General features: G+C 64.6%; 22 protein-coding genes. 16 read left to right on the top strand and 6 right to left on the bottom strand.

Translation table 11 applies throughout. The features are described 5' to 3' along the window. Nucleotides 1–87: 87 nt before the first annotated feature. The 7 genes from I6F35_RS36730 to I6F35_RS36700 all read left to right on the top strand — a co-directional run bounded on the left by I6F35_RS36730 (nt 88) and on the right by I6F35_RS36700 (nt 7848). Nucleotides 88–1728 (top strand): ABC transporter ATP-binding protein, encoded by a 1641-nt coding sequence (locus I6F35_RS36730; RefSeq protein ID WP_225122511.1) that lies wholly within the window; start codon nt 88–90, stop codon nt 1726–1728. A 218-nt stretch (nt 1729–1946) separates the two neighbouring features. Further along, entirely contained in the window at nt 1947–3470 is a 1524-nt protein-coding gene (locus I6F35_RS36725) for a M81 family metallopeptidase (protein ID WP_225122510.1), read from the top strand. Nucleotides 3471–3477: 7 nt separating this feature from the next. Further along, complete coding sequence (locus I6F35_RS36720; RefSeq protein WP_225122509.1) at nt 3478–4650, top strand: M20 aminoacylase family protein; 1173 nt, start codon at nt 3478–3480, stop codon at nt 4648–4650. After that, on the top strand, nt 4643–6064 hold the full coding sequence (locus I6F35_RS36715) for an amidase (RefSeq protein ID WP_225122508.1): 1422 nt from the start codon (nt 4643–4645) through the stop codon (nt 6062–6064). Before I6F35_RS36720 ends, I6F35_RS36715 begins: the two co-directional genes overlap by 8 nt. A gap of 161 nt (nt 6065–6225) precedes the next feature. Further along, complete coding sequence (locus I6F35_RS36710) at nt 6226–7116, top strand: crotonase/enoyl-CoA hydratase family protein (RefSeq protein WP_225122507.1); 891 nt, start codon at nt 6226–6228, stop codon at nt 7114–7116. A 32-nt stretch (nt 7117–7148) separates the two neighbouring features. Beyond that, the gene (locus tag I6F35_RS36705) at nt 7149–7292 is read left to right on the top strand and encodes a hypothetical protein (protein ID WP_225122506.1); all 144 of its coding nucleotides are present in this window, start codon (nt 7149–7151) and stop codon (nt 7290–7292) included. A 136-nt stretch (nt 7293–7428) separates the two neighbouring features. Beyond that, the gene (locus I6F35_RS36700; RefSeq protein ID WP_225122505.1) at nt 7429–7848 is read left to right on the top strand and encodes a hypothetical protein; all 420 of its coding nucleotides are present in this window, start codon (nt 7429–7431) and stop codon (nt 7846–7848) included. A gap of 117 nt (nt 7849–7965) precedes the next feature. Here I6F35_RS36700 and I6F35_RS36695 read toward each other — a convergent pair whose 3' ends face one another. The 3 genes from I6F35_RS36695 to I6F35_RS36685 all read right to left on the bottom strand — a co-directional run bounded on the left by I6F35_RS36695 (nt 7966) and on the right by I6F35_RS36685 (nt 10418). Next, a complete protein-coding gene (locus tag I6F35_RS36695) occupies nt 7966–8940 on the bottom strand; it encodes an NADPH:quinone oxidoreductase family protein (RefSeq protein ID WP_225122504.1) in 975 nt (324 codons plus the stop codon). Beyond that, complete coding sequence (locus tag I6F35_RS36690) at nt 8940–9551, bottom strand: 2-hydroxychromene-2-carboxylate isomerase (protein ID WP_225122503.1); 612 nt, start codon at nt 9549–9551, stop codon at nt 8940–8942. The genes I6F35_RS36695 and I6F35_RS36690 overlap by 1 nt, the downstream gene beginning before the upstream one ends. 165 nt (nt 9552–9716) lie before the next feature. Beyond that, entirely contained in the window at nt 9717–10418 is a 702-nt protein-coding gene (locus tag I6F35_RS36685) for a glutathione S-transferase N-terminal domain-containing protein (RefSeq protein ID WP_225122502.1), read from the bottom strand. A 99-nt stretch (nt 10419–10517) separates the two neighbouring features. On the opposite strand from I6F35_RS36685, the gene I6F35_RS36680 reads away from it, so the two are divergent. Together I6F35_RS36680 and I6F35_RS36675 are read left to right on the top strand one after the other, a co-directional pair. Then, nucleotides 10518–11540 (top strand): methionine synthase, encoded by a 1023-nt coding sequence (locus I6F35_RS36680; RefSeq protein ID WP_225122501.1) that lies wholly within the window; start codon nt 10518–10520, stop codon nt 11538–11540. Continuing rightward, nucleotides 11540–11779: a hypothetical protein gene (locus I6F35_RS36675; protein WP_225122500.1), complete on the top strand. Its 240-nt coding sequence runs from the start codon at nt 11540–11542 to the stop codon at nt 11777–11779. Before I6F35_RS36680 ends, I6F35_RS36675 begins: the two co-directional genes overlap by 1 nt. 70 nt (nt 11780–11849) lie before the next feature. Here the strand turns inward: I6F35_RS36675 and I6F35_RS36670 are convergent, their stop codons facing one another. From I6F35_RS36670 to I6F35_RS36660, 3 genes are all read right to left on the bottom strand, one after another. Continuing rightward, the gene (locus I6F35_RS36670) at nt 11850–12494 is read right to left on the bottom strand and encodes a hypothetical protein (RefSeq protein ID WP_225122499.1); all 645 of its coding nucleotides are present in this window, start codon (nt 12492–12494) and stop codon (nt 11850–11852) included. 159 nt (nt 12495–12653) lie between these two features. Continuing rightward, the gene (gene gpt / locus I6F35_RS36665) at nt 12654–13175 is read right to left on the bottom strand and encodes a xanthine phosphoribosyltransferase (RefSeq protein ID WP_225122498.1); all 522 of its coding nucleotides are present in this window, start codon (nt 13173–13175) and stop codon (nt 12654–12656) included. A 39-nt stretch (nt 13176–13214) separates the two neighbouring features. Further along, nucleotides 13215–13952, bottom strand: coding sequence for a molybdopterin-binding protein (locus I6F35_RS36660; protein WP_225122497.1), 738 nt, complete (start codon nt 13950–13952; stop codon nt 13215–13217). Nucleotides 13953–14177: 225 nt separating this feature from the next. On the opposite strand from I6F35_RS36660, the gene I6F35_RS36655 reads away from it, so the two are divergent. From I6F35_RS36655 to I6F35_RS36625, 7 genes are all read left to right on the top strand, one after another. Continuing rightward, nucleotides 14178–15599, top strand: coding sequence for a circularly permuted type 2 ATP-grasp protein (locus I6F35_RS36655; protein WP_225122496.1), 1422 nt, complete (start codon nt 14178–14180; stop codon nt 15597–15599). A 7-nt stretch (nt 15600–15606) separates the two neighbouring features. Further along, on the top strand, nt 15607–16551 hold the full coding sequence (locus tag I6F35_RS36650; RefSeq protein WP_225122495.1) for an alpha-E domain-containing protein: 945 nt from the start codon (nt 15607–15609) through the stop codon (nt 16549–16551). A gap of 144 nt (nt 16552–16695) precedes the next feature. Beyond that, nucleotides 16696–17541: a transglutaminase family protein gene (locus I6F35_RS36645; protein WP_225122494.1), complete on the top strand. Its 846-nt coding sequence runs from the start codon at nt 16696–16698 to the stop codon at nt 17539–17541. A 515-nt stretch (nt 17542–18056) separates the two neighbouring features. After that, complete coding sequence (locus I6F35_RS36640) at nt 18057–20357, top strand: TonB-dependent siderophore receptor (protein ID WP_225122493.1); 2301 nt, start codon at nt 18057–18059, stop codon at nt 20355–20357. A gap of 4 nt (nt 20358–20361) precedes the next feature. Beyond that, a complete protein-coding gene (locus I6F35_RS36635; protein WP_225122492.1) occupies nt 20362–21522 on the top strand; it encodes a PepSY-associated TM helix domain-containing protein in 1161 nt (386 codons plus the stop codon). 135 nt (nt 21523–21657) lie between these two features. Further along, nucleotides 21658–22872 carry an acyl-CoA dehydrogenase family protein gene (locus tag I6F35_RS36630; RefSeq protein WP_225122491.1) on the top strand — a complete coding sequence of 405 codons (1215 nt, stop codon included), beginning with the start codon at nt 21658–21660 and terminating at the stop codon, nt 22870–22872. A gap of 58 nt (nt 22873–22930) precedes the next feature. Then, a complete protein-coding gene (locus tag I6F35_RS36625; RefSeq protein ID WP_225122526.1) occupies nt 22931–23773 on the top strand; it encodes an alpha/beta hydrolase in 843 nt (280 codons plus the stop codon). Nucleotides 23774–23885 lie beyond the last annotated feature (112 nt).

Here is a 23885-nt window from a genome sequence, read left to right as displayed (position 1 = left end):
CGGAAATCCGTCTGCCCACGAACGCAAGCGGAGAAATGGATTCCGGGCTCGCGCTACGCGCGCCCGGAATGACGAGAGAGTGAGTGCATGACCGACATCGTCCTCGACATCGACAATCTCGTCGTCGCCCTCGGCAAGAAGCCGGGCGCAAGCCGCATCATCGACGGCATTTCGCTGCAGGTGCGCGAACGCGAGACGCTGTGCCTGGTCGGCGAAAGCGGCTCCGGCAAATCGGTGACGTCGCTCACGGTGATGGGCCTGTTGCAACGGGGCGCGCTGCTGCCGACCGGCGGCAGCGTCAAGCTGGTCGGCGAGGAATTGCTCACCGCGAGCGACCGCCGCTTGAGGCAGTTGCGCGCCACGCGGATGGCGATGATCTTCCAGGAGCCGATGACGGCACTCAACCCGGTGGTGCCGGTTGGTCGCCAGATCGACGAAGTCCTGCGCGTGCACACCGATCTCGACGCCCGCGCGCGGCGACGGAAAATCCTGGCGATGATGGAGCACGTGCGGCTGCCCGACGTGGAGCGCATCTTCGCCTCCTATCCGCATCGCCTCTCCGGTGGACAGCGCCAGCGCATCATGATCGCGATGGCACTGGTGCTCGAGCCGAAGCTCCTGATCGCGGACGAACCGACCACGGCGCTCGACGTGACCACCCAGAAGCAGATCCTCACCTTGATCCGCGACCTGCAGCGCGACCACGGCACCGCGGTGTTGTTCATCACCCACGACATGGGCGTGGTCGCGGAGATCGCCGACCGCGTCGCGGTGATGCGTCACGGCCGTCTGGTCGAGAGCGGGCCGCTGGACAGCATTCTGCGCAATCCGTCGATGGAGTATACCCGCAACCTGCTCTCCTCGGTGCCGAGCCTGGTGCCGCGCTCGCCGCGCGAGGAGACCAGGGAGCCGGTGGTGCTCGAGGCCAACGAACTCTGCAAGGTCTATCGCGAGCGCTCGTTCTTCGGCAAAACCCGCGAGGTCGCAGCCGCCAAGGACGTCACGCTGACCTTGCGCAAAGGCCGCACGCTCGGCATCGTCGGCGAGAGCGGCTCTGGCAAATCGACGGTAGCGCGCTGCATCGTGCGCCTGATCGATCCGACCTCCGGCGGCGTGCGGCTGGTCGGCCGCGAAATCTCCGAACTGTCGCGGCGGCTGCTGCAGCCGCACCGCAAGAAGATCCAGATCATCTTCCAGGACCCCTATCGTTCGCTCAATCCGCGCGTCACCGTCGGCGAGTCGATCGCGGAAGGCCCGATCAACTACGGCATGTCGCACAAGGAGGCGCTGAACAAGGCGCGCGAACTGCTCGAGCTGGTCCACCTGCCGGCGGACGCGATCACGCGCTATCCGCACCAGTTCTCCGGCGGCCAGCGCCAGCGCATCGCCATTGCACGCGCACTCGCGCTGGACCCCGAGGTGCTGGTGGCGGATGAGGCGGTGTCCGCGCTCGACGTCTCCGTGCAGGCGCAGGTGCTGGATCTATTGGATGAAATCCAGAAGCGGCTCGGTATTGCTCTGCTGTTCATCACCCACGATCTGCGCGTCGCAGCACAGATCTGCGACGACGTCGTTGTGATGCAGCATGGCCGCGTTGTCGAACAAGGGCCGGCGGCGGAAGTGCTCACTCACCCGAAAGAAGCCTACACCAGGGCGCTACTTGATGCCGCACCCGGCCGCGGCTGGGATTTCGCCAATTTCCGCCCGGTGGCTGAGGCGGCGGAGTAATTTCCTCCCGTCATTGCGAGCGAAGCGAAGCAATCCATGCCGCCGCTTGCGGAGACATGGATTGCTTCGTCGCTACGCTCCTCGCAATGACGGCGGATGGCCTGAGCCAATTCCCAACGCCCATGCGGCATGCAAATCCGGAATGCTTCACGGCTTGCGCTGGCCGCAGTGACACGCTTAACGTCGCGCCCCACGACCCCTTTCCGAGACCCTGATCAATGACCCGCATCGCCGTCGGCGGCTTCCTGCACGAGACCAATACCTTTGCGCCGACCAAGGCGACCTATGATGATTTCGTGCACGGCGGCGGCTGGCCGTCGATGGCGCACGGCCCCGACGTGCTCAAGGTGATGCGCAAGATCAATGTCGGGCTTGCCGGATTCGTCGAGGCGGCCGAAGCCAATGGCTGGGAATTGATTCCGACGATCTCCTGCGGCGCGAGCCCGTCGGCACATGTGACCGAAGATGCATTCGAACGCATCGTCAAGGAAATGATCGACGGTATCGCCAAGGCCGGTCCGCTCGATGCCGTCTATCTCGACCTGCACGGCGCGATGGTGACCGAACATCTCGACGATGGCGAAGGCGAGATTCTCGCCCGCGTGCGCAAGGTGATCGGTAACGACCTGCCGCTGGTCGCGAGCCTCGATCTGCATGCCAATGTCACCCCCGAAATGGTCGAGCATGCGGATGCGCTGATCGCCTACCGCACCTACCCTCACGTCGACATGGCCGACACCGGCCGCGCTTCCGCAAGACATCTCGCGCTGCTGCTGAAGACCAGGCAGCGCTTCGCCAAGGCGTTCCGGCAACTGCCGTTCCTGATCCCGATCAGCTGGCAATGCACCAACGATCAGCCCACCAAAGGCATCTACGAGAAGCTCGCGGCGATGGAGAGCGATGCGGTGCCGACGCTGTCCTTTGCACCGGGCTTTCCCGCAGCCGATTTCGAACATTGCGGGCCGAGCGTGTTCGCCTATGGCAGGACGCAGGCCGACGCTGATTCCGCCGCCGACAAGCTTGCCGCGCTGATTGCGGGCCATGAGGACGATTTCGACGGCCGCATCTATTCGCCTGATGATGGCATCCGCCATGCGATGGAACTGGCGAAGACCGCGACCAGGCCGATCATCATCGCCGACACCCAGGACAATCCCGGTGCCGGCGGTGACTCCGATACCACGGGCATGCTGCGCGCACTGGTGCGCAACAATGCGACGCGCGCCGCAACCGGTGTGGTCTACGATCCGCAGTCGGCGAAGGTTGCGCATGCGGCGGGCGTCGGCGCCACCGTGACGCTCGCGCTCGGCGGCAAGTCGGGGATCCCAGGGGACGCACCCTACAAGGAAACCTTCATCGTCGAGCAGCTCTCGGATGGAAAGTTCGTGGCGCCCGGCCCCTATTACGGCGGCCGCGACATGGACATGGGACCATCCGCGTGCCTGCGCATCGGCGATGTCAGAGTGGTCGTCAGCTCGCACAAGGCGCAGCTCGCCGACCAGGCGATGTACCGTTATGTCGGCATCGAGCCGACCGAGCAGGCGATCCTCGTCAACAAGAGCTCGGTGCATTTCCGCGCCGATTTCGAGCCGATCGCCGAAAAGCTTTTGATCTGCGCCGCCCCCGGCGCGATGCCGGCCGACACCGCGTCGCTGCCGTGGACCAGATTGCGGCGGGGAATCCGCATCAAGCCGAACGGCCCCGCCTTCACGCCCGCCAACACATCACGTTCAACCGGATAACGACCAAATGCCCACCATCGAACGCATCGAAGGCTTTGCCGACGAACTCACGGCGATCCGTCGGGATTTTCATGCCCATCCCGAGATCGGCTTCGAGGAGGTCCGCACCTCCGGCATCGTCGCCGAGAAGCTCGCGAGCTGGGGCATCGAGGTGCATCGCGGGCTCGGCGGCACCGGCGTGGTCGGCGTGCTCAAGGGCAAGGGCAATGGCGGCAAGCGCATCGGCCTGCGCGCCGACATGGACGCGCTGCCGATGGAAGAAAACACCAACCTGAAATGGCGCTCGACCATCCCCGGCCGCTTCCACGGCTGCGGCCATGACGGCCACACCACCATGCTGCTCGGCTCGGCGCGCTACCTTGCCGAAACCCGCAACTTCGACGGCACCGTGCATTTCATCTTCCAGCCGGCCGAGGAAGGCCTTGGCGGCGCCCGCGCCATGATCAAGGACGGGCTGTTCGAGAAGTTTCCGTGCGACGAGGTCTACGGCCTGCACAATGCGCCCGACCTCGACCATGGCGAGATCGCGATCCTGCCGGGGCCGGCGATGGCCGGCGCCGACTTCTTCGACATCACCATCCAGGGCTATGGGGCGCATGGCGCGATGCCGGAGCGCTCCAAGGATGCCGTCGTGATCGCGATGACGCTCGGCCAGGCGCTGCAGACCATCGTCAGCCGCAACGTCGATCCGCTGCAGGCGGCGGTGTTGTCGATCACGCAGATCCACTCTGGCTCGGCCTACAATGTCATTCCCGGCGATGCGAAGCTGTGCGGCACCGTGCGCGCATTCTCCGACGGGGTGCGCGCGCTGATCCGCGAGCGCATGCGGGCGATCTGCGCCGGCATTGCCGCGACATTCCAGGTCGAGATCACCGTTGATATCAGAGACATTTTCAGCGTGCTCATCAACCAGGAAGAGCAGTCGCGCGTGGTCGAGCAGGTCGCGCGCACCATTGTCGATCCGTCAAAGGTGATCACCCGCTCGCAGCCGAAGATGGGCAGCGAGGACTTCGCCGACATGATGATGGCCGTGCCCGGCGCCTATTTCTGGGTCGGCCATGACGGCTCGGTGCCGGTGCACAATCCCGGCTATGTCCTCGACGACAAGATCCTGCCGATCGGCGCCAGCATGTTCGCACGCATCATCGAGACTCGTTTGCCGGTAGGTGCCCATGCATAAACCAGCCCCCGAAGAAGCCGTCACCTCGCTGCACGACCTTTCCGCCACCGACCTGATCGCCGGCTACCGCGCGAAACAGTTCTCACCGCTGGAGGTGCTGGACGAGGTGATCGCGCACGTCGCGCGATGGGAACCGCACATCAAGGCGCTCTATCTCTACGACCCCGATGGCGCGCGCGCGGTGGCCAAGGCTTCCACGGACCGCTGGCAGGCTGGCGAACCGATGGGCACGCTCGACGGCGTGCCGGTAACGATCAAGGACAATGTCGCCACCAAGGGCCAGCCGGTGCCGCTGGGCGCAGCCAGCGTCAAGCACGTGCCGGCGGAGAAGGACGCGCCTCCCGCGGCGCGCTTGCGCGAGGCGGGTGCGGTGATCTTCGCCAAGACCACGATGCCGGACTACGGCATGCTCTCTTCCGGACTCTCCTCGTTCCATCCCCTCACCCGCAATCCCTGGGACCTCAGCAAGAATCCCGGCGGCTCGAGCGCGGGCGCAGGTGCGGCCGGCGCGGCGGGTTACGGCCCGCTGCATCTCGGCACCGACATCGGCGGCTCGGTGCGGTTGCCGGCGTGCTGGTGCGGTCTGGTCGCGCTGAAGCCAAGCCTCGGGCGCGTGCCGATCGATCCGCCCTATGTCGGCCGTGTCGCGGGCCCGATGACCCGCACCGTCGACGACGCCGTGCTGATGATGAGCGTATTGTCGCGTCCCGACCGCCGCGACGGCATGAGCCTGCCCGCGCACGAGATCAACTGGAAGACGCTGGAGAAGTCGCCGCGCAAGATGCGCCTCGGCCTGATGCTCGATCTTGATGTCGGGCAGGCGCTGGAGAAGGAAGTGCGCGACGTCGTGGTGAAGGCGGCGAAAGCTTTCGAATCAGCCGGCGCCGTCGTCACCGAGGTCGACGGCTTCTTCACGCGGGACATGCTCGATGGTCTCGACAATTTCTGGCGCGCGCGGATGTGGGACGACCTGTCAAAGCTGTCGGCGGAAGAGCGCGCAAAGGTGCTGCCCTATATCTACAAATGGGGCGAAGCCGGCGCGAAGCTGTCGGGCGTCGACGTCATCCGCGGCTTCAACCAGACCATGGCGATCCGCGCAGCCGCAGCCAAACTGTTCTGCGATTTCGACTACATCATCTCGCCGGTCTCGCCGGTGGTGAACTTCGCGGCCGAGCTTGCCTCACCGCTCAACGATCCCGACAAGCCGTTCGAGCACATCTGCTATACCGTGCCGTGGAATATGTCGGAGAATCCGGCGCTGTCGATCAACGGCGGCTACGACAAAAACGGCTTTCCGATCGGCGTGCAGATCATCGGCCGCCGCTTCGACGACATCGGCGTGCTCGCCATGGCCAAGGCCTTCGAGGGCCTGCGCGGCCCGCAACGGCCCTGGCCGCAGCCGCCCGAGAAATAATAGCCTCCGCATGTCATTCCGGGATGACCCGAAGGGTCAGGCCCGGAATCCATCTATCCACGCCACGGTGCGGATAAATGGATTCCGGGCTCGCGCTTGCGTGCGCCCCGGAATGACGTGCTAGAAACAGACAACAAGCTGACACAAGGAAGGAAACCACCATGGCGTACGAGACGATCAAATACGAGGTCGCCGAGCAGATCCTCACGATCACGCTCAACCGGCCGGACAAGCTCAACGCCTTCAATGCGACGATGCAGCAGGAATTGATCGACGCCTTCGACGCCGCCGACAAGGACGACGAGATCCGCGCCATCATCGTCACAGGCGAAGGCCGCGCCTTCTGCGCCGGCGCCGACCTGTCCTCCGGCGCCAACACCTTTGATCGCGACGCCCGGCGCGGGCCGGTGAAGCGCCTGCCGAACGGCGCGGTCGACTACAGCGATCCCAATGTGCGCGACGGCGGCGGCCAGGTGACGCTGCGCATCTTCAAGAGCCTCAAGCCGGTGATCGCGGCGGTGAACGGGCCGGCGGTCGGCATCGGCGTCACCATGCAGCTCGCGATGGATATCCGCATCGCCAGTGAGGCCGCGCGCTTCGGCTTCGTGTTCTCCCAGCGCGGCATCGTGCCGGAGGCGGCATCGAGCTGGTTCCTGCCGCGCATCGTCGGCATCTCGCAGGCGCTGGAGTGGTGCTACACCGGCCGCGTGTTCCCGGCGCAGGAGGCGCTTGCCGGCCGGCTCGTCAGCAAGGTGGTGCCGCCGGATGATCTGCTGCCCACCGCCCGCGCGCTGGCCAGGGAGATCGCCGCCAAGACCGCGCCGGTGTCGGTGGCGCTGATCCGCCAGATGATGTGGCGCATGCTGGGCGCCGACGATCCGATGGAAGCGCACAAGGTCGACAGCCGCGGCATCTATGCCCGCGGCCGCTCGGATGACGTCAAGGAAGGCGTGGTCTCGTTCCTGGAAAAGCGCCCGGCGCAGTTCAAGAACAAGGTCTCTTCCGACATGCCCGACTATTTCCCCTGGTGGCAGGAGCGCGAATATAAGTGAGAGGGCCGTAGGGTGCGCAAAGCGAAGGGCGCGTGTCGGTCGCGAACGCGAAGCTCGACGGCATGACCGATCATGTTGTCGTGCGCACGTCACATCCGTGGCTGGTGCGCAACGGGGAGGCAATCGCGCAGACGATCGCGTTCCTGCGGGAGGGAAGATTCAAGGCGGGTCCGTAAAAGTGGGTGTCGATAACGCGCCAGCCCGTTTTTTGATCCATGCCGGGTGTGCATGGAGGCGGGCGCGCCGCTCCACTGCAACGCAAATTCGCAACGCGATATCGTCGGTACAAATCCCGAAATTGAATCGGTACCGATGCGACCTCGCCTGCGGATGCTTATCCTGGCACCCCTCGTTCTCGCCGGCTGTGCCGAACGGGACGCTGAATGGGCGCGGCGCGGCAGGGAAAGCCTGATCGGGCTCAATCAATCGAACATCCGCATGTGTGCGGGACTGCCGACTGGAACCGCCAAGGACGGCACCGGTGAAATCTGGATGTACGAGCACGGCGCCAGCGCCCCCGGGGGCCTGGCGCCGCCGGCCGTCACCATCCCGCCCGGACTCAGCCTCGGTGGCCAGCCGTTGAACGGCTATTGCCGCGTGCAACTCCGCTTCGTCGGCGGCAAGGTCACGGAGGTGCAATACGCGGGGAATACCGACATCGGCGACGCGCGGGATGCCGTCTGCGGCCAGATCGTGCGCACGTGCCTCGGCTACGCGCAGGCCGGCAAGTGACGACAGCGTCCGTCATCACCCGCGAAGGCGGGTGATCCAGTATCCCAGAGGCGATCGAGATTCACGGAAAGGTCTCGGCGTACAGGATGCCCCGCCTTTGCGGAGCACGACGCAGAACTACCCCATCATCAACGCCACACGGCCGATCGCCTTGCGCTCCAGCAGCAGGCGCATCGCCTTTGCATAGTCTTCCAGCGGCAGACGATGCGAGATGTTCGGGCGCACCCTGCCGGCTTCCGCCCATTCGGTCAGCGCCTTGATGCGCACCTCGCCGAGCGCCGGATTCCTGCGCACGGCCTCGCCGGCGCGGATGCCGAGCACGCTGGCGCCCTTGATCATCAACAGATTGGTGCGGGCCAGCCCGATGCCGCCGGTGAAGCCGATGACGAGCAGCCGCGCGCCCCAGTTGATGCAGCGCATCGAGTTCTCGAACACCTCGCCCCCGACCGGATCGAACACGACGTCGGCGCCGCTGCCATCCGTGATGCGTTTCACCGCGTCGCGAAACGGCTCGCGCTCGTAGAGCACGAGATGATCCGCTCCCCTCGCCTTCGCGATCGCAAGCTTCTCCTCGCTCGATGCAGCCGCGATCACGACGGCACCGAGCAGCTTGCCGATCTCAACCGCGGCAAGACCCACGCCGCCGCCGGCGCCGTGCACCAGCAGCACCTCGCCGGGCCTGAGTTGGCCGCGGTCGATCAGCGCGTGATAGGCGGTGCCGTGCGCGGCAAGGAAGGTCGCGCCTTCAGCATAGTCGAAGCTCGACGGCAGCGGCGTGAGCTGCGACGGTGCGGCTACCGCCTCGTCGCTGAAGGCGCCGTGGCGCATCTTCACGATCACCCTGTCACCAACCTTGACGCTGCCGGCGTCATTCACCTCGACCACATCGCCGGCGGCTTCCATGCCCGGCGTGAACGGCAGTGGCGGTTTGAGCTGATATTCGCCGGCCGCCATCAGCACATCGGGAAAATTGATCCCCGCGGCGCGGATCGCGATGCGCACCTCGCCCGGCTTCAATGGCGCCGACGCAAATGTTTCCAGCCGCAGCCGCTCGGGCGGGCCGAGCTCGCGGCAGACGACGGCTTTCGGCATCAGGCCGCGCGCTCCGTCTTGCGCGCCAAGGCCTCGCGGATCAGCGGCAGGCGATCATTGCCGAAATACATGTCGGTCTTGTCGATAAAGATGGTCGGCGAGCCGAAGCCGCCGCGCGCCATTACCTCGTCCGTATTGGCCTTGAGCTGATCCTTGATCGCCTGCTCACTGACGCCGGCAAAGAATTTCGCGGGGTCGATGCCGACCTTGTTGCAGATCTCGGTCAGCACTGTGTCCTGCGAAATGTCCTTGTCCTCGCCCCAATAGGCTTCGAACACGGCGCGCGCGAACGGCACCATCCTGTCGTTGCCGAGCCAGATGCAGCCGCGCATCGCCTTGACGCTGTTCACGGGAAACACCGTCGGCGGCATCTTGATCGCAAGACCTGCGGAGCGCGCCCAGTCGGCGAGGTCCTTCTTCATGTAGCGCGCCTTCAGCGGCACCGGCGCTTCGCGCGAGGCATAGACGCTCGGATTGACGGTGTTGAAGATGCCGCCGACCAGGATCGGCCGCCAGGAGATCTCGGCGCCGAACTCCTTTGCCAGCGGCTGGATGTTGTGGAAGGCGAGATAGGTCCAGGGGCTGGAGCAGTCGAAGAAGAATTCGATCATGGTGGCGTTTCCTTTTGTTCCTTTTAGTTTCACTTGTGATGACCAATTGCGATGACTCATCCTGAGGAGCGCGGAACGCGCGTCTCGAAGGATGGGCCACGGGCGACATCGGGGCCTCATGGTTCGAGACGGCGCTGCGCGCCTCCTCACCATGAGGGGAGAGAATCATTTTCCCTGTAGCATCTCCCTCGCGCGCTGGCCGAACATGTTCTTGCGCGCTTCCTCGTCGAACGGTTCCTTGACGAACTTGCCGATCGCGAGCCCCGCCTGCACCTGCGGCCGGGCACGCACCAGGGCGTACCAGCGCTTGATGTTCGGGTAGTCGTCGAGCGAAAAACCCTGCGCCTTGTGGGTCATGGTCCAGGGGAAGCAGGCGATGTCAGCAATAGAGTATTCGCCGGCGACATAGGCGCCGGTCTTGCCGAGCTGGCGGTCGAGCACGCCATAGAGCCGCGCCGCCTCGTCGCGGTAGCGCTCGATCGCATAGGGGATCTTTTCGGCGGCATAGAGCGCGAAGTGGCCGTGCTGGCCCAGCATTGGACCCAAGCCTCCCATCTGCCACATCACCCACTGGATGACCCTGGAGCGGCCGCGCATATCCGCGGGCAGGAAGCGACCAGTCTTCTCGGCCAGGTAGATCAGGATCGCGCCGGTCTCGAACACCGAGAACGGCTCGCCGCCGTCGGCGGGCGCATGGTCGACGATCGCCGGAATCCGGTTGTTCGGGCTGATCGCCAGGAATTCCGGGCGAAACTGCTCGCCGGCGCGGATATTGACGGGGATGACCCGATAGGGAAGCCCGAGTTCCTCCAGCATGATCGATATCTTCCAGCCGTTCGGCGTCGGCGCGTAATGCAGGTCGATCATGGTTTCCCCAAAGCGCGGTCACATGGACATTTCTTGTTCTGTACCTCGATCATAAGACATGGCAGAGAGGCGCTCAATCCGAACCGAGGGAGGCCATCCATGCTGTTTCCAACCACGATCGCAGGCTCCTTGCCGAAGCCGGAATGGCTGGCCGAACCCAATACGCTGTGGGCGCCCTGGAAGTCGCAAGGCGCCGAGCTTGCGCGCGCCAAGCGCGACGCCACCTTGCTGGCGCTGAAGCTGCAGGAAGATGCCGGGATCGATCTCGTCACCGAGGGCGAGCAGGCGCGGCAGCATTTCGTTCACGGCTTCCTGGAGAAGGTCGAGGGCATCGATTTCGCCCACAAGGTCGAGATGGGCATCCGCAAGGACCGCTATAAGGCCATGGTACCGCAGGTGGTGGCGCCGCTGCAGCTCAGGGGACGCGTCCATGCCGATGAAGCCCGCGTCGCCCGCACCCACACCACGCGCAAGCTCAAGTTCACCCTGCCCGGCCCGATGACCATCATCGACACGATTGCGGACAAATACTACGGCGACCGCGTCAAGATGGCCTTCGCCTTTGCCGAGCTCCTGAACGAGGAAGCCAAGGCGCTTGAGGCCGATGGCGTCGACATGATCCAGTTCGACGAGCCCGCCTTCAATGTCTACATGGACGAGGTCCGCGACTGGGGCATCAAGGCGCTGGAGCGCGCCGCAGAGGGGCTGACCTGCGGCACCGCCGTGCACATCTGCTACGGCTACGGCATCAAGGCCAACACCGACTGGAAGGAGACGCTGGGCAGCGAATGGCGTCAATATGAAGAGACCTTTCCTGCGATCGACAAGAGCGCGATCCAGCAGGTCGCGATCGAATGCCGCAACTCGAAAGTGCCGATCGAGCTGCTTGGGCTGCTGCCGGGCAAGATCGTCCAGGCCGGCGTGATCGATGTCGCAAGCGACGTGGTCGAGACCGCGGAAGACGTGGTTCAGGTGATCGAGGCGGTCGCGAAATTCGTGCCGAAGAGCAACATCATCGCGACCACCAATTGCGGCATGGCGCCGATGCGGCGCGACATCGCCGAAGCCAAGCTGATGGCGCTCGGCGCAGGCGCCAGCCTGGCGCGGCAGCGGTTGGCCTGATGTCCATATCTTCGTTGCGCGCGTTGGTCATTGTCGCGTTGCTCGCCGCAAGCTTTACAGCGCAAGCCGGCGAGCGCGACCAGCTCAACGCCTGCCAGACATTGGTTGACCGAACAACGCATTCGCAGAATCCAGAACCCGACACGCCGGAAATCGCGCGCTGCCGCCAGATCATCAAGGAATGGACGCTGCGCGACTCCCGCATGAGCGTCGACGAAAAAGGCCAGCCGCTGCGGTAGCGCCGTCACCCGAGTGAAGCGCCAGCGTAACCCGGGACCGCCCGCGAAACGCTGACGCAGGCGCCCCGGGTCACGCGTTCCGCTCCACCCGGGCTACGAGTTGCGTCGCGCTCGGATGCAGCACTGGCCGATAGCCGGCCGTAAGCGCGCGTAGCGTCGATGGCGGCGTCAGCAGCAGCGCGGCATCCGCGTCGATGCCGCCGCGCGAATAGCCGGCGAACGACCACCGCAGCGGCTCGCCGCTCACGATCAGATAGCTCTCGTCACCTGCCTGCACCATCGCGCCGTCAGGCAATTCCTTCAGCGGCGTCGGCAGCGGATGCAGACGCTTCCTGCCGCGGTCGAGCCGCTCGCGATGCAGCACCGCATCCACGTCCCTGGCGCGGACGTTCTTCGTACCATTGCCCTGCGCCCACGCGGCGCGAAAGCGGTTGGCATCGTCGCGGCGGCAGAAGAAGCACGGGCGATGGCCGGCGGCGAACGCAGTGGCTTCATCGAGAAAGAACAATTCGGTCCAGCTTCGGCCACCCATCACCCTGCGTCGCCATCCGCGGAATTCGCAGAGACAGGTGAGCCAGGCCGGGCTCGACCAGCGTTTGCCGAGCAGCGTCCTGGTCGCGGGATCATGGATGATGCCGCGATTGCCAGTGAACAACCCGCGATGCGGCGTTGCGACGATGTCGCCCGTTGGCGTGACGCGGTTCTGCAGGGGCATTGTTAGTTCTCCTTCTCCCCGTTCTTACGGGGAGAAGGTCGGGATGAGGGGGCTCTGTCCACGAATACAAATGCAGATGGATTCGCGGAGAGTCCCCCTCGCCCGGATCGCATCTACGATGCGATCCGACCTCTCCTCGCAAGCGGGGCGAGATAAGAGCTACGCCGCGCCGTCGCGGATCGGGGGCTGGAAGGAAAGCGCGGTGTCCCAGGGGAAGAAGATCCAGGTGTCCTGCGATACCTCGGTGATGAAGGTATCCACCAGCGGTCGGCCCTTCGGCTTGGCGTAGACGGTGGCGAAATGGGCATCGGGCATCATCTCGCGCACCATCTTGCCGGTCTTGCCGGTGTCGACGAGATCATCGACGATCAGGAGGCCCTTGCCGGTGCCGCCGCCAAGCTTGGCGGTTGCTTCCGAAATGCCCTTCAGGACTTGAAGATCGCCCTGCTTGGTGTGGTCGTAGCTTGCGATGCAGACGGTGTCGATCACGCGCACGCCGAGCTCGCGCGCCACAATCGCCGCCGGCACCAGGCCGCCGCGGGTGATCGCGATCACCGCCTGGAACGGCCCGACCTCGTTCAGCCGCCAGGTCAGCGCCCGGCAGTCCCGATGGAACTGGTCCCAGGACACCGGGAAGGCCTTGCCCGCCCGCTCCTGCGCGCTGAGGGTACTGTCAGCCATCTCTCTCTCTCCAAAGTCCTTCTGTCTGTCCGCGCCGCTTTAGCGTGTCGCCTGCAGGTTCGCCAGCATCTCCTTCACCGCGCTCATTGCGGCGGCGAGCTTGTCCGGATCGCGGGAACGGACGACCAGATTGGTGTTCGGCCGCTGCTCTTCGTCCATGAATGGATAGCTGCCGATGATGGTGTCGGGATGGGCCTTGGCGATCTCCCGCAACGGCCCGCCGATGTCGCCTTCCCGCGCATTGGCGCGGACCGAATCGGAGAGCATGCGCACGCCCGACTTCAGGCGCGGCGCGACGATGTCCATCATCGCCTGCATGATGGTCGGTATGCCCGCCATCACGATGACATTGCCGAGCTTGAAGCCGGGCGCCAGGATGGTCGCGCTCTGGATCAGGTCGGCACCATCGGGAATGCGCGCCATCCGCAGCCGCGCCTCGTTCAGGTCCTGGTCGCTCCAGCGCTCGCGGAAGCGCGCCACCACTTCCGGGTGGTGATCGATGCCGACGCCGAACGCCTTGGCCACGGCATCGGCGGTGATGTCGTCATGGGTCGGGCCGATGCCGCCGGTGGTGAAGACATAGCTATAGCGATGACGCAGCGCATTCAGCGCGGCGACGATGTCCTGCTCGTCATCGGCGACGACACGCACTTCCTTCAGGTCGATGCCGATATTGGTCAGGTATTCGGCAATGAAGCCGATATTCTTGTCCTTGGTCCGGCCGGACAGGATCTCGTCGCCGATCACCAGAAGGCCCGCCGTGACGATCTCGCTCATGGTCTCTTCCTCACCCTTTCCCGCCCCGGCCCTGCCGATGCAGCACCTTGAAGTCGCAGGTCTTTGCTGCCGAAATAAGCAGACGGCAGCCGGTTTTTCGAGCAGCCCCTTGAGACACCCATACCAAATGTCGCCAGCCAATGCATATCCCGCTGGCCCGCCCCTTGCTACCATCCCGTCAAGTCATGCACTGTGGCGCATGGCCGAGGAGGACAGTCAGGATTTATGGCAGTTGCGTTCGATGAGATGAACGGCCAAGGCGGCGCCGAAATCCGCCAGGCCTACCAGGAGCTCTCCCGCTGGTTGACGGAGACGCCCCCGGATGCGCTGGAATATCGCCGCCAGGAAGCGGAGCTCCTGTTCCGCCGGATCGGTATCACCTTTGCGGTCTATGGCGATTCCGAGGCCCAGGAGCGGCTGATCCCCTTCGACGTGATTCCCCGCATCCTGTCGGCCAAGGAATGGACGCTGCTGGAAAAGGGGCTGAAGCAGCGCGTGCTCGCGCTCAACATGTTCCTGCGCGACATTTATCACGGCCGCGACATCCTGCGCGCGAACATCATCCCGGAAGACCTGATCTTCCAGAACCCGGTCTTCCGCCCGGAGATGAACGGCCAGGACGTGCCGCACGACGTCTATGTGCATATCGCCGGCATCGACATCATCCGGACCGATCCGGAACACTTCATCGTGCTGGAGGACAATGCGCGCACGCCCTCGGGCGTGTCCTATATGCTGGAAAACCGCGAGATCATGATGCGGCTGTTTCCGGATCTGTTCGCCCGCCACCGCGTCGCGCCGGTCGAGCGTTATCCGGACGAACTGCTCGCCGCTTTGCGCTCGGTCGCGCCGCGGAGCGCCGCCGCCGAGCCGACTGTCGCGCTGATGACGCCCGGCATCTACAATTCCGCCTATTACGAACACTCCTTCCTCGCCGACAAGCTCGGCATCGAGCTGGTCGAAGGGCGTGACCTCATCGTCAAGAACGATGAAGTCTTCATGCGCACGACCGAGGGGCTGAAGCGTGTCGATGTGATCTATCGCCGCGTCGACGACGACTTCCTCGATCCCCTCACCTTCCGCCCGGACTCCGCGCTCGGCGTGCCCGGGCTGATGTCGGCCTATGCCGCCGGCAACATCACGCTCGCCAACGCGGTCGGGACCGGGATCGCCGACGACAAGGCGATCTATTCCTACATGCCCGACATCGTAAAATTCTATCTCTCCGAAGAGCCGATCCTGAAGAACGTGCAGACCTGGCGCTGCCGCGAGCCGCAGGATCTCGCCTATGTGCTCGACCATCTCGACGATCTCGTGGTGAAGGAAGTGCACGGCTCCGGCGGCTACGGCATGCTGATCGGGCCGGCCGCGACCAAGGCGACCATCGAGGCGTTCCGCGACAAGCTCAAGCGCGAGCCCGAAGGCTTCATTGCCCAGCCGACATTGGCGCTGTCGACCTGCCCGACCTGCACCGAGAAAGGATTGGCGCCACGCCATGTCGATCTGCGCCCGTTCGTGCTGACCGGCAGCGAGCGCGTCACCATCGTGCCGGGCGGATTGACGCGGGTGGCGCTGAAGGAAGGCTCGCTCGTGGTCAACTCCAGCCAGGGCGGCGGCACCAAGGACACCTGGATATTGGACGAGTAGCTTTCGCATGCTGTCGCGCACCGCCGAAAACCTGTACTGGCTCGCCCGCTATGTCGAGCGCGCGGAATATCTCGCGCGCACCATCGACGCCACCTTGCGCGTCACCGCGCTGCCGGCGGCCTATATCGGCAAGACCAATGAATGGGACTCGGCGCTGCTGACCGCCGGCGTCGGCCAGAGTTTCTACGAGCACTACCAGGAAGCCAACGAGCATAACGTCGTCGAATATCTGTCGTTCGCGGCCGACAACCCGTCCTCGATCAGGAACTGCATCGAGGCGGCCCGGCTCAATGCGCGCTCGGTGCGCACCGCGCTGACCAGCGAGATGTGGGACACCATCAACGCGGCCTGGATCGAGTTGCAGGCGGTCTGGTCCAAGGGCACCGGCAGCCGGGAGGACCTGGCCAAATTCCTGCGCTTCGTGCAGGAGACTTCGCTGCGTTTCGACGGCTCCGCCTATCGGACCATGCTGCGCAATGATGCCTATTGGTTCTCGCGGTTAGGAGTGCATCTCGAACGCGCCGACAACACCGCGCGTATTCTCGACGTCAAGTATCACGTCCTGCTGCCCGAGGAGGAGCATGTCGGCGGCCCGCTCGACTATTACCAGTGGACCTCGATCCTGCGCTCGGTGTCGGCGCTGACGGCTTATCACTGGGTCTATCGCGAGACGCTCAAACCCTGGCTGATCGCGGACCTTTTGATCCTCAACGACACGCTGCCGCGGTCGCTCGCGAGCTGCTACGGCAATCTGGTGCGCAACCTCGACCAGATCGGCGTCGCCTATGGCCGCCAGGGCGCCGCCCAGCGCCACGCCCGCGGTATCCGCAACAGGCTTGAGCACAGCCATATGGACGATATCTTCCAGCATGGAGTGCATGAATTCATCCAGGAGTTCCTTGCCGACAATTCGCGCCTGGGTGAGATCATCACCAAGCAATATCTGATTTGATGGGCTAAGATGCCCGCAACCACACGCCCGTCATGCCCGGGCTTGTCCCGGCCATCCACGTCTTGCTATGCCGGCCAAATGACGAGGACGTGGATGCCCGGGACAAGCCCGGGCATGACGATCCCAACCTGATGTTGGTACGCCATGCGCCTGCGAATCGCCCACACCACGACCTATCGCTACGAGCCCCAGGCTTCCGGCGTGATCCAGATCCTCAGGATGACGCCGACGAGCCATGATGGCCAGTATGTCGCGGACTGGCAGATCGACGTCTCGACCGACTCGAGACTCGACGCGCATGAGGATGCGTTCGGCAATGTCACGCATGTCTTGACCCACGGCGCGCTCGCCGACCTCACCATCCATTGCGAAGGGCAGATCGAGACCCACGACACCGGAGGCGTGCTGCGCGGCACCGACGAGCGTTTTCCGCCGAGCCTGTTCCTGCGCCCGACGGCGCTGACCGAGATCAACCCGGCGATGGCGAGCTTCACCCGCGAACTGCGCTCGGAGGCCGATGGCGACGTGCTCGGCTTCCTGCACGCGCTGATGCTGCAGATCTACGACGGCATGGCGTTCGACGAGGACCCGACCAACAGCGGCACCACCGCGGCGGAGGCTTTCGCGCTCAAGCGCGGCGTGTGCCAGGATTACGCGCACATCTTCATCACCTGCGCGCGCTCCGGCGGCGTGCCGGCCCGCTTCGTCTCCGGCCACTTCTTCCGTTCCGACGGCACGGTCAACCAGGCCGCCGGCCACGCCTGGGCGGAAGCCTATGTGCCTGATCTCGGCTGGGTGGGTTTCGACGCCGCCAACGGCATCTGCACCACCGATGCCCACGCCCGCGTCGCCGTCGGCCTCGACTATCTCGGCGCCGCCCCCGTGCGCGGTACCCGTTACGGCGGCGGCGCCGAAACACTCACCGTTGCAGTCAAGGTCGAGCAGGCCGGCCGCCCCGGCCAGTGGCAATCGCAGTCGCAGTCGCAGTGAGAGCAGCACTTCATCGATCCGCGCATCGTCGAACTGCTCTCACGCAACCAAGAACTCCCGCAATTCTTGCCTGATATTCCCGATGCGATCGCGGCAGCGAGCATGGTGATACCTGCGCGCACGGAGCCGTCGTGTTCGATGTGCAACAACGAGCGGCAATTTCGCGCGATTGCATCACGGCTGATGTTCTCGCATGCGAGCGTGCGCGCAACGGATTCAACAGCGTCGCCGATCGGTTAGTCGACTTATTAGAAGCCTTCGAAACTTCTGTTCTGCCGCAGACTTCGAGCGATTCAAAAACGCGACAACTCGACGCGCCCAATGTGCCCTCATAAGACGCGTACGGTTGCGAACATCGCGTGAGGTCAAGCGTCAACTCCTCCGGCACGATGTTCGCCGGATGGGGCACAGACATGTTTTGGAATGCGCACGGCGCCGCGCGTCGTGTTATCTCTCTTTCGCAACTCAATACTTTCACAGATACTGCAAGCATACTTGCATTGAGCGGATTGCTGATGGCCGGCTCGCCGGCGGGGGCACAGAACGCGGGGCAATCAGGGGCGTCGGCGCTGCCGCCGGTCAACATCGATGCGCCTGCGCCGCGTGCTCAGCGTCCGATGCAAACTCGGCGCAACACAGCGGCGCGGCGCGATCCAAACCAGCGGCCAAATCAACAGGCCAGTCGCACGGCGCAGGAGGCAAAGCCCGCGCTGGTATCGACGGCGCAGCGCGTCAACGCCGGCACCAGCGGTTTCGTCGCAAGCCGCGCCTCGGGCGCCACCAAGACCGACGCGCCGATCATGTCGACACCGGCTTCGGTCGCCGTCATCACCCGCAGCGAAATGGATGCGCGCCAGGCGCAGAGCCTCCGCGATGTCCTGCGCTACGCGCCCGGCATCTATTTCAGCAACGATACCGACTTCCGCTTCCAGCAAGTCAACGCACGCGGGTTCGCCGTCGAGCAGTATCTGGACGGCCTGCGCCTGCAGGGCGGGCCGTTCGGTGCGCCGCGCGTCGACCCCTATCTGCTCGAGCGCGCCGAGGTCATCACCGGCCCGGCGTCGATCCTTTACGGCGCGGCTTCGCCCGGAGGCATCCTCAACCTCGTCAGCAAGCGGCCGACCGAAAATCCCTTCGGAGAGGTCTCGCTGCAGACCGGCTCGTTCGACCGTATCCAGGGTGCGTTCGACGTCGGCGGTCCCGTGGACAAGGACAAGACGCTGCTCTACCGCGTCACCGGCATCGGACTTAGCGCCAACACCCAGGTCGACCATATCGGCGAGGAGAAATTCGCTATCGCACCGGCCTGGACCTGGCGGCCGGACATCGACACCACCATCACCTTCCTCACGAGCTACCGGCAGGACCCGAAGGGTGGCGCCTTTGCGCTGCTGCCGATCCAGGGCACGCTGGTGCCGGGCACCTACGGGCAAATTTCCAGGAACTTCTTCGCCGGCGACTTCAACTATGAGAGCCTGAAATACAAGCAGGCGACCATCGGCTACGAATTCGAGCACCGTTTCGACGACATCTTCACGGTGCGCCAGAACGTGCGCTATCTGCACAACGAGCTCAATTATATTGAGGTGCAGCCCGGTGCGTTCACGACAACGGGCGCCGGCCCCACCCTTCGCCTGGCCGACGGCCGCACCATCACGCGAAGCTATTTCTCGACCAACGAAAACCTCAATACCTTCGCGGCAGACAACCAGCTCGAGGCCAAGTTCAACATGGGCCCGCTGCAGCACACCGTGCTCGCCGGCTTCGACTATCAGCGCTTCGACTTCAACAACCTGGCGCGCTACGCGCCCACCAACACGCTCAACATCCTGACGCCGAACTACACCCAGAACATCGCAGTGCCGACGTCGGTGTTCCAGAACCTGGACCAGCACCTGGAGCAGCGCGGGATCTATGTGCAGGACGAGGCGAAGCTCGGTAAGCTGACCGTGCTCGGCGGCATCCGCTACGACTGGGCCGAAGGCGATACGCTGGCTCAGAACCTCGGCACGCGGGTCATCAACAATGACGAGAAATCGAGCGGCCGCATCGGCGCCATCTACAATTTCGACGTCGGAATTGCGCCCTATATCAGCTATTCGACCTCGTTCCAGCCGACCAGCGTCGGCACACTGCTCAACGGCCAGCCCTACAAGCCGACCACGGGCGAACAGGTCGAGGCCGGCGTCAAGTATCAGCCGGTGGGCTACAACCTGATCTTCACCGCTGCGTTCTACGACCTGAAGCAGCAGAACGTGGTGAGCGCGATTGCCGGCCCTGGCATCCCGCCCAACTCCACCTCCCAGGTCGGCGAGGTCACCTCACGCGGCTTCGAGGGATCGGTGGTCGGAAGCCCCCTGCCCGGCCTGAGCCTGCGCGGGCAATACTCCTACCTCGACAACCGGATCACTGCGCCACTGGACGTCAATTTCGGCAAGGTGCTCGCCAACACGCCGATGCACACGGCCTCGCTCTGGGCCAATTACGTGGTGCAGGATGGTCCGGCGGTCGGCTTCGGCCTCGGCGGCGGCGTCCGTTACGTCAGCGACGTCTATACGACCAACGCCAACAATCTCACCGTGCCGACCATCGTCGCAAACAGCCCCGCGCTGGCCAACATCGTTCCCGCCAGCACCGTGTTCGACGCCGCGCTCTCCTACGATTTCGGAATGCGGTTCAAGGCGTGGAAAGGATTGAGCGCGGCGCTGAACGTCAACAATGTGTTCGACCGCACCTATGTCTCGCTCTGCACGGCAGGCGGCTGTCGCTGGGCGGTCGGCCGCACGGTGTTGGCAACATTGACCTACCGGTGGTGATGGGATGACCGTGCAGTCCGTGAAATGGTGGTCGCTGGTCCATAAATGGACCAGCCTTGTCTGCACGCTGTTCATGCTGATGCTGTGCATCACCGGGCTGCCGCTGATCTTTCACGACGAGATCGACGATCTCTTCGAGCCGGAGATTGCCGCGCGCGAGCTTCCTCCCGATACCCCGGAGGCCTCGCTGAGCAGGCTGATCGACGCGGCAAAGGCGCGCCATCCGGAACGCTATGTCCAGGTGATGAACTGGGACGACGACCACGCCAATATCATCAATGTCTTCATGTCGCAGACGCCGGTGCCGCCGCCGGGACAGCGCTTCCTGAAGCTGTCCTTCGATGCGCGGACCGCCGAGATCCTCGCGGAAGACGCGCAGCAAGGCGGGCTGATGCGGACGATCCGCATCTTCCACCGGGACATGCTGATGGGACTGCCGGGCGAGTTGTTCCTCGGCGTCATGGGCTTGTTGTTCGTGGCCGCCATCGTCTCCGGCGTCGTGCTCTACGCGCCGTTCATGCGCCGGCTCGACTTCGGGAAGGTGCGACGCGCCGGCGCGCCGCGGACCAAATGGCTCGACCTGCACAATCTGATCGGCGCGGTGACCCTGGTATGGGCGTTCGCCGTCGGCCTCACCGGCGTCATCAACACGATATCGCTGCCGCTGTTCAACGCCTGGCGCGCGCAGGTGATGCCGGAATTGATCGCGCCGCATCTCGGCAAGCCGCCGATTCTGAAATTCGCTTCCATGGATGATGTCGTTGCCACGGCGCGCGGAGCGCTCGGCGATAACACTCCTGTCAGCGTCGTGCTGCCGACCGAAGCGCCGTTCGGCACGCCGCGGCACTTCATCATCTGGACCAAGGGGTCGACGCCGATCACCTCGCGCCTGTTCACGCCGGTGCTGGTCGATGCAGAGACCGCCCAACTCGTCACCGCGAAGGGGTTGCCATGGTATTTGCGGACGCTGCAGGTATCGCGCCCGCTGCATTTCGGCGATTACGGCGGCTTGCCGCTCAAGATCATCTGGGCGTTGCTCGATCTTGCGGCCATCGTCGTGCTGGCGAGCGGCATCTATCTCTGGCGCGGCAAGCGCAGGCCGGCCGGTGCGGCAAGGCGAGCCCCCTCCCAACCGGCTGCAGCGGCATCGCTGGCCGGTTCTTGAAGCGTTTCCCGCCGGGCAGCGGACCGATTGCACTGCGTTACGAATGTAATCGAGAGCGATCCCGCTGAAACCATGCCGTAGCGCCGCGTCTCCATTCTCTCATGCGAATCTTTACCGCAAGAGAGGTCGAGACCGATGCTGCATCAAGACCAATTTCGTGACCTTCGTTCCCTGACGACGCCGGATGGCAACAACGCCATGCTCGCCGGCATCCGGAAATTGGCTCCGGACATCACGGCTCGCGCCGCCGAGATCGAAGCCGCACGCTGCGTCCCGGCCGACCTCATCGATCACCTGAAATCGGTCGGTATCTTCCGGATGTGCGTGCCGAGGAGCCATGGCGGGCTCGAACTTGCCCTGCCGGCGGGGCTGGAGGTCATCAGGACCCTCGCCCGGCTTGACGGTTCGATCGGCTGGACCGCAATGACCGGCAGCGGAGGCAGCATTTTCGCGACCTGGGAAGCACGCGAAACCTATGACCGCATCTATCGGGACGGACCCGACGTCGCCGTCTGCGGATCCGCGCAGCCGGCCGGAACGGCCGAACCTGCGGCGGGCGGCTTCCGGGTCAGCGGCCGATGGCCGTTCGCGAGCGGCTGCAGGCATGCCGAATGGATGGCGGGATTCTGCATTATGACCGACGACCACGGCAAACCGGTCGCCGGTCCGCACGGGCAGCCGCTGGTCCGCGGCTTTGCGTTGCCCGCGCAGAACTGGGAAGTCGAGGACACCTGGCATGCGGCCGGTCTCAGGGGAACCGGCAGCCATCACATTGTGCTGCGGGACGTGCTGGTTCCCGCGGCGAATTTCTTCGATGTCGAGGGCGGTACGCCCTGCGTGCCGGGCCCGCTCTATCCGGCGGTGAGGCACTTGCTCCCGATGTTTCACAGTGCGCTCGCCGTCGGAATCGCCGAAGGCGCCGTGGACGAATTGCTCACGCTGGCCCATACGGGGCGGCAGCAGTTCCGGGCAACGACGCCGATGCGGGACTCCGAGACATTCCAGTACGAGCTTGGCCGCATTTCCGCCGACCTCAGTGCAGCGCAGGCCTTTTGCGAGACGCAGACCGCACGTCTGTGGCATCACGCGCTCGCGGGAACCCTGAACGATGAAGGCCTTCTTGTCGAGGGCACGCAAGCCTCGACCTGGATCGCCACCACCTGCGTTCGGGTCGTCGACGCGTGTTTCGCGCTTGCCGGAAGCAGCGCCGTCTATGAGACTTCGCCACTGCCGCGGCGCTTGCGCGACATTCACGTCGCCGCCCAGCACGCCACTGCGCAGCAACGGCAGTATGTTGCCGGCGGCAAACTGCTCCTGGCACGCTCGGCGCAGGATGCCGGACATGCATGATGGTGATAGGCTAGGCAACATGGCCGTTGGCCTTCGGGAGCGTGCATTGACCATGAACATGGACCGACGTCACTTTGTCATCGCCGCTCTCGCCAGCCTGGCGCCGTTCGGCTATGCCACTGCGGCCGAACGGTGGCGAAGCCTACCCGCGACGCCGGCGCCGGTCGCGGGACGAAGCGCGCGGGCGCAGGTGAACGGCATCAGCCTGTTTCACGTCGACCTCGGCGAAGGAAGCCCGGTGGTCTTTCTCCACGGCGGGCTTTCCAACTCCGACTACTTCGGCCTGCAGGTGCCGGAGGTCGTGCGCAAGCATCGCGTCATTCTCGTCGACAGCCGCGGCCATGGCCGCAGCACGCGCAACGCACAGCCGTTCGGCTACGACCTGATGACGGATGATGTCGTCGCGCTGCTCGATCATCTGCAGATTCCACGTGCCGCCATCGTCGGCTGGAGCGACGGCGCCATCATAGGATTGGATATGGCGATGCGTCATCCCGATCGGGTCACTCGCGTGTTTGCGTTCGGTGCCAACACCCAGACCTCGGGCCTGAAGCCGGATATCGACAAGGACCCGACCTTCGCGCAGTTCATCGCACGCGCCAGGAGCGAATATGAGCGCCTCTCGCCGACGCCGAAGGAGTTCGAGCAGTTCCTGCACCAGATCGAGAAAATGTGGGAGACCCAGCCGAACTGGACCGACGAGCAGTTGCGCGCGATCCGCACGCCCGTGCTGATCGCGGACGGCCAGTATGACGAGGGCATCAAGCGCGAGCACACCGAATACATGGCCGCGACCATTCCGGGCGCCGGCCTGCTGATCCTGCCCAATGTCAGCCACTTCGCGTTCCTGCAGGATCCCGTGCTGTTCAACGCGGCGTTGCTGGATTTCCTGGAAGGCTAGCGCGTGGTTACTTCACCTCCCCCGCTTGCGGGGGAGGTCGACGCGCGAAGCGCGGGCGGTGATGGCTCTTTCGCCACGGAAAGTCCATCGCGGCGACACCCTCACCCAACCC

It is taken from the genome of Bradyrhizobium sp. BRP22 (genome assembly GCF_020194175.1).
GTDB lineage: Bacteria > Pseudomonadota > Alphaproteobacteria > Rhizobiales > Xanthobacteraceae > Bradyrhizobium.
This window is presented reverse-complemented; position numbering and strand designations above follow the sequence as displayed.

Bases quoted from the DNA above. Each gene is read 5' to 3' on its own strand.
- I6F35_RS36730 (WP_225122511.1), top strand. From the start codon at position 88: ATGACCGACATCGTCCTCGACATCGACAATCTCGTCGTCGCCCTCGGC.
- I6F35_RS36725 (WP_225122510.1), top strand. From the start codon at position 1,947: ATGACCCGCATCGCCGTCGGCGGCTTCCTGCACGAGACCAATACCTTT.
- I6F35_RS36720 (WP_225122509.1), top strand. From the start codon at position 3,478: ATGCCCACCATCGAACGCATCGAAGGCTTTGCCGACGAACTCACGGCG.
- I6F35_RS36715 (WP_225122508.1), top strand. From the start codon at position 4,643: ATGCATAAACCAGCCCCCGAAGAAGCCGTCACCTCGCTGCACGACCTT.
- I6F35_RS36710 (WP_225122507.1), top strand. From the start codon at position 6,226: ATGGCGTACGAGACGATCAAATACGAGGTCGCCGAGCAGATCCTCACG.
- I6F35_RS36700 (WP_225122505.1), top strand. From the start codon at position 7,429: ATGCGACCTCGCCTGCGGATGCTTATCCTGGCACCCCTCGTTCTCGCC.
- I6F35_RS36695 (WP_225122504.1), bottom strand. From the start codon at position 8,940: ATGCCGAAAGCCGTCGTCTGCCGCGAGCTCGGCCCGCCCGAGCGGCTG.
- I6F35_RS36690 (WP_225122503.1), bottom strand. From the start codon at position 9,551: ATGATCGAATTCTTCTTCGACTGCTCCAGCCCCTGGACCTATCTCGCC.
- I6F35_RS36685 (WP_225122502.1), bottom strand. From the start codon at position 10,418: ATGATCGACCTGCATTACGCGCCGACGCCGAACGGCTGGAAGATATCG.
- I6F35_RS36680 (WP_225122501.1), top strand. From the start codon at position 10,518: ATGCTGTTTCCAACCACGATCGCAGGCTCCTTGCCGAAGCCGGAATGG.
- I6F35_RS36675 (WP_225122500.1), top strand. From the start codon at position 11,540: ATGTCCATATCTTCGTTGCGCGCGTTGGTCATTGTCGCGTTGCTCGCC.
- I6F35_RS36670 (WP_225122499.1), bottom strand. From the start codon at position 12,494: ATGCCCCTGCAGAACCGCGTCACGCCAACGGGCGACATCGTCGCAACG.
- gpt (WP_225122498.1), bottom strand. From the start codon at position 13,175: ATGGCTGACAGTACCCTCAGCGCGCAGGAGCGGGCGGGCAAGGCCTTC.
- I6F35_RS36660 (WP_225122497.1), bottom strand. From the start codon at position 13,952: ATGAGCGAGATCGTCACGGCGGGCCTTCTGGTGATCGGCGACGAGATC.
- I6F35_RS36655 (WP_225122496.1), top strand. From the start codon at position 14,178: ATGGCAGTTGCGTTCGATGAGATGAACGGCCAAGGCGGCGCCGAAATC.
- I6F35_RS36650 (WP_225122495.1), top strand. From the start codon at position 15,607: ATGCTGTCGCGCACCGCCGAAAACCTGTACTGGCTCGCCCGCTATGTC.
- I6F35_RS36645 (WP_225122494.1), top strand. From the start codon at position 16,696: ATGCGCCTGCGAATCGCCCACACCACGACCTATCGCTACGAGCCCCAG.
- I6F35_RS36640 (WP_225122493.1), top strand. From the start codon at position 18,057: ATGGCCGGCTCGCCGGCGGGGGCACAGAACGCGGGGCAATCAGGGGCG.
- I6F35_RS36635 (WP_225122492.1), top strand. From the start codon at position 20,362: ATGACCGTGCAGTCCGTGAAATGGTGGTCGCTGGTCCATAAATGGACC.
- I6F35_RS36630 (WP_225122491.1), top strand. From the start codon at position 21,658: ATGCTGCATCAAGACCAATTTCGTGACCTTCGTTCCCTGACGACGCCG.
- I6F35_RS36625 (WP_225122526.1), top strand. From the start codon at position 22,931: ATGGACCGACGTCACTTTGTCATCGCCGCTCTCGCCAGCCTGGCGCCG.